The organism is Pantoea sp. LMR881 (genome assembly GCF_027157825.1).
GTDB lineage: Bacteria > Pseudomonadota > Gammaproteobacteria > Enterobacterales > Enterobacteriaceae > Pantoea > Pantoea haifensis.
This window is the reverse complement of sequence record NZ_JAPVOK010000002.1, coordinates 3793263-3800158: the sequence shown is the minus strand read 5'-3', so window position 1 is coordinate 3800158 and position 6896 is coordinate 3793263. Positions and strand designations below refer to the sequence as shown.

Annotated in this window: 2 protein-coding genes and 4 pseudogenes; 3 read left to right on the top strand and 3 right to left on the bottom strand. The window is 55.9% G+C overall.

The features are described from left to right. A pseudogene (locus O3W44_RS19600) lies at positions 1 to 653 on the bottom strand (ABC transporter permease subunit); the annotation flags it as partial. A gap of 204 nt (positions 654 to 857) precedes the next feature. Beyond that, positions 858 to 1941 (bottom strand): annotated as a pseudogene (locus O3W44_RS19595) (branched-chain amino acid ABC transporter substrate-binding protein). A 562-nt stretch (positions 1942 to 2503) separates the two neighbouring features. On the opposite strand from O3W44_RS19595, the pseudogene O3W44_RS25055 reads away from it, so the two are divergent. The 3 genes and pseudogenes from O3W44_RS25055 to O3W44_RS25045 all read left to right on the top strand — a co-directional run. Then, positions 2504 to 2755 (top strand): annotated as a pseudogene (locus tag O3W44_RS25055) (AMP nucleosidase); the annotation flags it as partial. 62 nt (positions 2756 to 2817) lie between these two features. Continuing rightward, entirely contained in the window at positions 2818 to 3432 is a 615-nt protein-coding gene (locus O3W44_RS25050; protein WP_442954654.1) for a phosphorylase family protein, read from the top strand. Then, positions 3429 to 3716: a hypothetical protein gene (locus O3W44_RS25045; RefSeq protein ID WP_442954653.1), complete on the top strand. Its 288-nt coding sequence runs from the start codon at positions 3429 to 3431 to the stop codon at positions 3714 to 3716. Before O3W44_RS25050 ends, O3W44_RS25045 begins: the two co-directional genes overlap by 4 nt. Before the next feature lie 1536 nt (positions 3717 to 5252). Here O3W44_RS25045 and O3W44_RS19585 read toward each other — a convergent pair. Then, positions 5253 to 6434 (bottom strand): annotated as a pseudogene (locus O3W44_RS19585) (NCS2 family permease). Positions 6435 to 6896: the final 462 nt, after the last annotated feature.

Sequence of the window (6896 nt, the reverse complement as noted above, 5' to 3'; positions counted from 1 at the left end):
GTTCATCGTCACCAGCACCCCGGCTAAGCCTCGCCATTGCCGCGCCAATCACGAACACCAGTGAAATCACCTGACGGTATTACGCTCAAAATGGCTGCCATCCGCTCTGGTCCTGCTGCACAGCCCGGCAGATGCCCCAGCCGTGTACTGGATAATCTGTGCCAGCAGCGCCATGCCACGCCGCCGCAATCAGAATAAAGATTTTGGTCCAGGGGATCTGTACTGCCCCGCCATCAAACTCCATGCGTAACACGCCGGTTAACAGCGTCGGTACGCCTTGCTGGTTCGGTCCCTGACTGAGCTGAACGTAATTTTGCAGGATGAGCGACATGCCAATTGCCGAGATCATGGGTGCCAGTTGGCAGAGTTACGCAGCGGACGATAGGCGATGCGCCTGATCGTCCAGCCGTAGACCGCCGTGACGACAATCGTGAATAGCAGCGTACCAAAATCAGCAGCGGGAAAGAGTGGATCCCAAAGAAGGAGAGCAGCGCCAGTCCAATAGCGCAGAGATAAGCAGACAGCATATAGACCATCTTCGCCGTGGGCGAAGCACTGCTGATAATGCCGTAAATCCGCGGTATAGCCACGGCAATCAGGCCGTAAACTGCACCCAGCGTCAGGCCATTAACCAGTTGCTGTAAAAAATGCATCCATAGCGAAATCTCACCGCAAAGGGCCTCGATACAGGCTCAGGAAAAATCGCCTCGCCAGCTAACGAGGCACGATTTTATTACCCTGCACCAATTCACGTCACAGACGGGCGGCAGAAGGCGCTCATCACCGGCGTTGGCTGAATCAGTGACCGGTGTGAGCAGCGCAGCCAACGCCCCTGCGGCGTAAGCATGACGGATAATTTAAAGTTGGTGATATTGCCTTCGGCGTCCTACTGATAGATCACGTAGTCTGAGACTTTCAGATCGCCTTTGCTGCCCGGGGCGTTTTGCCCAGCGACGGTATCGACGTTGTGCATTTTCAGCCAGTCGCTGGCTTTGCTGTTATCTTTACCCACGGCTTTGTAGGCGGCTGCCAGCGTCTGAACAGACGCATAGGCGTAGAGCGTATAGCCTTCAGGCTCAAAAGCCTCCGGCACGGGAATTTTTCAATTACCGCTGCCGGCTGGAATTTGACGGGGATCGCGGCAAAGGTCATGTAAACCCTTGGTGTATTGTGGCCCACCTGCGGTTGTGACCATCTCTTCGGTGACAATACAGTCGCTGGTGAGAAAAAGCCAGCCTTCACACCCTGCTCGCGCATCTGGCGTACCAGCGGGCCCGGCTTCGGGATGGCAGCCACCAAAATAGACCATTGTCAGGGCTGATCTGAGCAATCTTCGTTCACCAGCGCATTAAAGTCTTCACGCGCGATAAGCCCTCATAGAGTGACTCTTTCACACCGCGTTTTTCCAGTGCTGATTTGGTCGCATCGGCAGGCCCTGGCCGTAGGTATCTTTGTCGTGGATCACCACCACCTTTCTTTGCTTTAAGCGTATCGATCGTGTAATGGCGGCAATCACACTTGCTGATCGTCACGACCACATACGGAACATCGGCTCCATACCGCGCTCGGTAATTTGTAGGTTGGTCGAGCCCAGGCGTAATGACAACACGCCAGCTTCGTCATAAACCTCCGACGCGGGCATGGTTGAAGAGGAGCAGAAGTGCCCTACCACCGCCATCACTTTATCCTGATCGACCAGTCGGTTAGCCACAGAAACAGCCTGTTTAGGTTCGCAGGCGTCATCGCCCTGTACCAGAACAATCTTTCGCCCGTTGGTGCCGCCTGCGGCGTTGATATCCTCGGCAGGCTTGCGTCGCGCCCTTCCAGTATTGCGCGCCATAGGTAGCATTGGGGCCGGAGGAACGGCCCTGCCACGCCAATTTTAATATGGGCCTGTGCATAAAACGCGGTGGTTAAACACCCTGCAATCACGACTTTCATAGGTAACCCGATCAATTTCACACAGACATGCTGTCATCCCTCAACACGGTTAAGAGCGAATGCCAAACAGGAAGAAATCAATTTTCTGAATACGCTTATCGGAGAGCACTTTGAGAACAGTCAGCGACGAGGACGGCCACGGTTAATGGGTAAAAGCAATAATCTCGCCATAATGCAGAGTTGATGGCGACATTTTTTTGCTGAAGGGTGAATGCGGCGCTGTGGAGCGCACTGCGCCTTCACTGATTATTAACGATACAGTGCTTTGGCTAACTCCACCAGCACCAGGTTGGTGCAAAATGCGGTTGATCACAGATTATTAACCTGACGTGACGTTAAACCCGCTAAGCTTGGAAAAATTGCCGTAAAAAACCAAGCGGAGAACCTATGCCAATAGCAACGGACAGCATTAACCAGCCAACAGGCGCTGGATGCGTTAGAGCAGCAGTATGGTGCGGCGGTCAATGCTCTGCGCACGGCCATTAAAGCCTACTACGGAAAACGGGGAATTACCTGATTACAAGGCCCGTGCGCAGGGCTTGTTTGTTTATCCGAGTTACGCATTACCTGGCGCGGCGAAGGCCCGCAGCAAAACCGCACCCGCGCCTGGGGACGCTTTACCCATACTGGCACTTACCGCAGGCGTCTGTTACCCGTCCGGCGCTATTACGCCATTACATTGCCGAGCAGCTGGCGATGCTGGAAAAAGAGTATGACGTTGGAGATTGAGGTTGGGCCGTCGAGTCAGGAAATCCCGTATCCTTACGTGATTGATGGCTCTGATTTGTCGCTGGATCGCACCATGAGCGCAGGCATTGCGCGTCACTTTCCCACGACCGAACTGTCGCAAATTGGTGATGAAACCGCGGATGAAGCTTGTTCCATGCCGATGCGCTGTTCCCGCTTTCGCATTTTGATGCGCTGCGCACCGATTTTTCGCTCGCTCGTTTACGCCATTACACCGGGACCAGAGTCGATCGACTTTCAGCCGTTTGTGTTGTTCACCAACTACACCGCTACGTCGATGAGTTTGTCCGCTGGGCAATTGAGCAGGTTCAGGATCCTGATACGCCCTACGACAGTCTGGTCTGTGCGGGTGACGTTGTGATCACAGCGGATACGGCTGACGGCGACGCGATGTTGTCGGATCTGGCCTGGAAGAAGCATCAAATGCCCGCCTGGCATTTGACCTCGCCTTCACGTCGCAGACATTACGCGATTAATATTGGTGTGGGGCCGTCAAATGCCAAAACCATCTGCGATCATCTGGCCGTACTGCGTCCTCATGCCTGGCTGATGATTGGTCACTGTGGTGGTTTACGTGAAAGCCAGCGCATAGGCGATTATGTCCTGGCCCACGCTTATCTGCGTGACGACCACGTGTTGACAGTGTGTTGCCGCCAGATATTCCGATCCCCAGCATTGCTGAAGTGCAGCGTGCACTGTATGACGCCACCAAAATTATCAGCAATATGCCGGGAGAAGAGGTGAAAGAACGGCTGCGCACCGGCACGGTCGTTACCACAGACGATCGCAACTGGGAGCTACGTTATTCAGCTTCAGCCCTGCGCTTTAACCTGAGCCGGGCCGTCGCCGTGGATATGGAAAGCGCCACCATCGCCGCTCAGGGCTACTGCCGCTTTCGCGTACCTTACGGCACCCTGCTCTCGTTTCTGACAAACCGCTGCACGGTGAGATCAAGCTGCCCGGACAGGCAAACCGCTTTTATGACGGCGCGATTTCTGAGCATTTGCAGATGGGATCCATGCCGTTGAGCTGCTGCGCGCAGAGGGGGATAAGCTGCATTCACGTAAGTTGCGTACGTTTAACGAACCCCCGTTCGGGTAAGGGCGATCGGAAACGCAGCGGCGTTTCATCGCGCCAACTGGCGCGGGTTTCGTTCGCTGCGCGAACGGGTGCTGATTTCGTTCGCTGCGCGAACCGGCCCGGAGAAGGTTTCGTTCGCTGCGCGAACCGGGCCCAGAGAAGGTTTCGTTCGCTGCGCGAACCGGGCGTTGAAAGGTTTCGTTCGCCCGGCAGCCGGGCAGTTTCATTTTCCCCCGCTGCAGGCGACCGACAAGGTTGCTGAGCGGCACCCTTGACCCGCGCTTCCGGCCTGCCCGCCCGCCGCTGCGCGTCCCTTCGCTCTTTCTGGATTTCTGACGGAACGGCTGAATTCACCCTCCGTGGTTCATTCCAGCCTCTTCGCGGCATCCATGCGCTCGTCCTGAAATCCCTCATCCGCTCAGCGTGCAGGAAGGCCTCTGACAAACCCCCGCTGCACCCACCTTCCGTTCTTTACAGACTTCATGGCGGTGAGTTTTTGAGTTTAGAGTTTTGCGTTTCAAAACCTCAGACAACACGAATCTGTTTTAATAAATAAAGGGATTACAGGCGGGGGGTTGGTGGAGGCATCCGGCGCGCTGAGGAAAGAGCGCAGGCCAGATGAGCCGACAGGACGTCGGCGAGAGGCCGGAACGCGCCAGGGGACTGGCAAGTCCGGGCGGTCCGTCAGGCCGCAGCGAGAGACGAAGGTACAGCAGAGGCTGCCGGGCGCGGGGATTGTCAAGGGGCCGCGACGCCCCCTTGACACGTCCGCCTGCACGGAGGTGCTGGAAACTGCCCCACGCCTGGCGGGCGGAACCTGCACGGAGCGTGTTTACCCGCACGGCGGGCGGAACCTGCCCAGAGTGTGTTTACCCGCACGGCGGGTTTCGTTCGCTGCGCGAACAGGAAGGCCTCTGACAAACCCCCGCTGCACCCGCAGCTTCCGTTCTTTACAGACTTCATGGCGGTGAGTTTTTTGAGTTTAGAGTTTTGCGTTTTAAAGCCTCAGACAACACGAATCTGTTTTAATAAATAAAGGATTACAGGCGGGGGTTGGTGGAGGCATCCGGCGCGCTGAGGAAAGAGCGCAGGCCAGGATGAGCCGACAGGACGTCGGCGAGCGGCGAACGCGCCAGGGACTGGCAAGTCCGGGCGGTCCGTCAGGCCGCAGCGAGAGACGAAGGTACAGCAGAGGCTGCCGGGCGCGGGGATTGTCAAGGGGCCGCGACGCCCCTGACACGTCCGCCTGCACGGAGGTGCTGAAACTGCCCCACGCCTGGCGGGCGGAACCTGCACGGAGCGTGTTTACCCGCACAGAGTGTGTTTACCCGCACGGCGGGCGGAACCCGCACGGAGCGTGTTTACCCGCACGGCGGGCGGAACCCGCACAAAGTTTGTTTACCCGCACGGCGTGCTAACGCCTGCGGCCGGGCCGCAAACCTCACCGGGCCGCAAACTTATGCGCTCCAGCCAGCCCAACTTAATCACAACAGCACTGACAGCACGACCAGCGCGACGTTAACCTCTTTCTTGCGGCCGCTCAGCAACTTCACCACCGTCCAGGTAATAAAACCGAAGGCGATACCGTTGGCGATGGAATAGGTCAGTGGCATGGTCAACGCGGTCACCGTCACGGGTGCTGCGGTAGTCACGTCTCTCCAGTCAATTTCCGCCAGGCCGGAAGCCATCAGTACGGCGACAAACAGCAGCGCAGGTGCGGTGGCAAATACCGGCACGCTGGAAGCCAGCGGAGAGAAAAACAGGCTAAGCAGGAACAAAATCGCAACCACAATGGCGGTCAAACCGGTACGGCCACCAGCACTGACGCCTGCCGCAGATTCCACATAACTGGTGGTGGTTGAAGTACCCAACAGTGAACCAAACAGCGCAGCGGCACTGTCAGCGATAAGCGCACGACCCATCTTCGGCACGTTGCCCTGTTCATCCGCTAAACCGGCGCGTTTGGTTACGCCTAATAACGTACCGGTGTTATCGAACACATCCACAAACAGGAATGCGAAAATCACGCTGATCAGTCCAACGTTAAAGGCACCCGCAATATCCAACTGCATAAAAGTCGGCGCGATTGAAGGGGCAGAAAACACGCCCGCAAACGGCGACAGACCAATGGCCATAGAGATAAACGTGATGATCAAAATGCCAATCAGCACCGCGCCGGTTACGCGACGCGCTTCCAGCACCACGATAATAATAAAGCCCAGCATCGCCAGTAACGGACCCGGTTTAGTCAGATCGCCAATGCCAACCAGCGTCGCCGGGTTATCAACCACGATGCCTGCGCCTTCGAGCGCAATCAGGGCTAAAACAAACCGATGCCAGCCGCAATACCGGCGCGAAGCGGCAGGGAATACTGGCAATAATCCATTCACGGATTTTGAAGATTGATAAGGCGAAGAAAATCACCGCAGATAAAAAAATACCGCGCCCAACGCGATCTGCCAGCTGTAGCCCATATGCAGAACAACGGTATAGGTGAAAAAGGCGTTTAATCCCATGCCCGGTGCCAGTGCAATAGGATAGTTTGCGATCAGCCCCATCAGCAATGAGCCAATCGCGGCTGCCAGACAGGTCGCAACAAACACCGATCCTTTATCCATGCCGGTCGCGCTGAGAATGCTGGGGTTAACAAACAGAATGTAAGCCATCGCGAGGAATGTGGTAATTCCGGCAATGATTTCGGTACGGACCGTTGTGTTATGCGCTTTGAGTTTGAAGAATTTATCTAACATCATCATCTCTCGTTAGAGGAGACGCCACTTTTGTGGAGGCTCCCTTGCCAGTGTGGTTTGCATGCGTGTGGTTTTATTAAAGAAGGCGCTGACGGTTGCATGCTCATCCGTATCGCTTACCGCCTGAATAAAAGGTGGCTTCCCTGCTCACATAGCAATTGCTATGCCATAAAATTGCGCCACGTATCTGGCGTTGCGCAACAAAACCTAAGACTATTCCTAACCAAAACAGGGCGTGATTATGGTGCAACGCACTGTTAGCGCGCAATCGTTTTCCTGAAAACGTTTTCAGTCGGGATAAATTTCTGCGCTACCGCACGCTTCAGCAATCTCTCAGGCGATATGGGTCACGTTTCAGCCGCCTGAATCGGCAGCCTT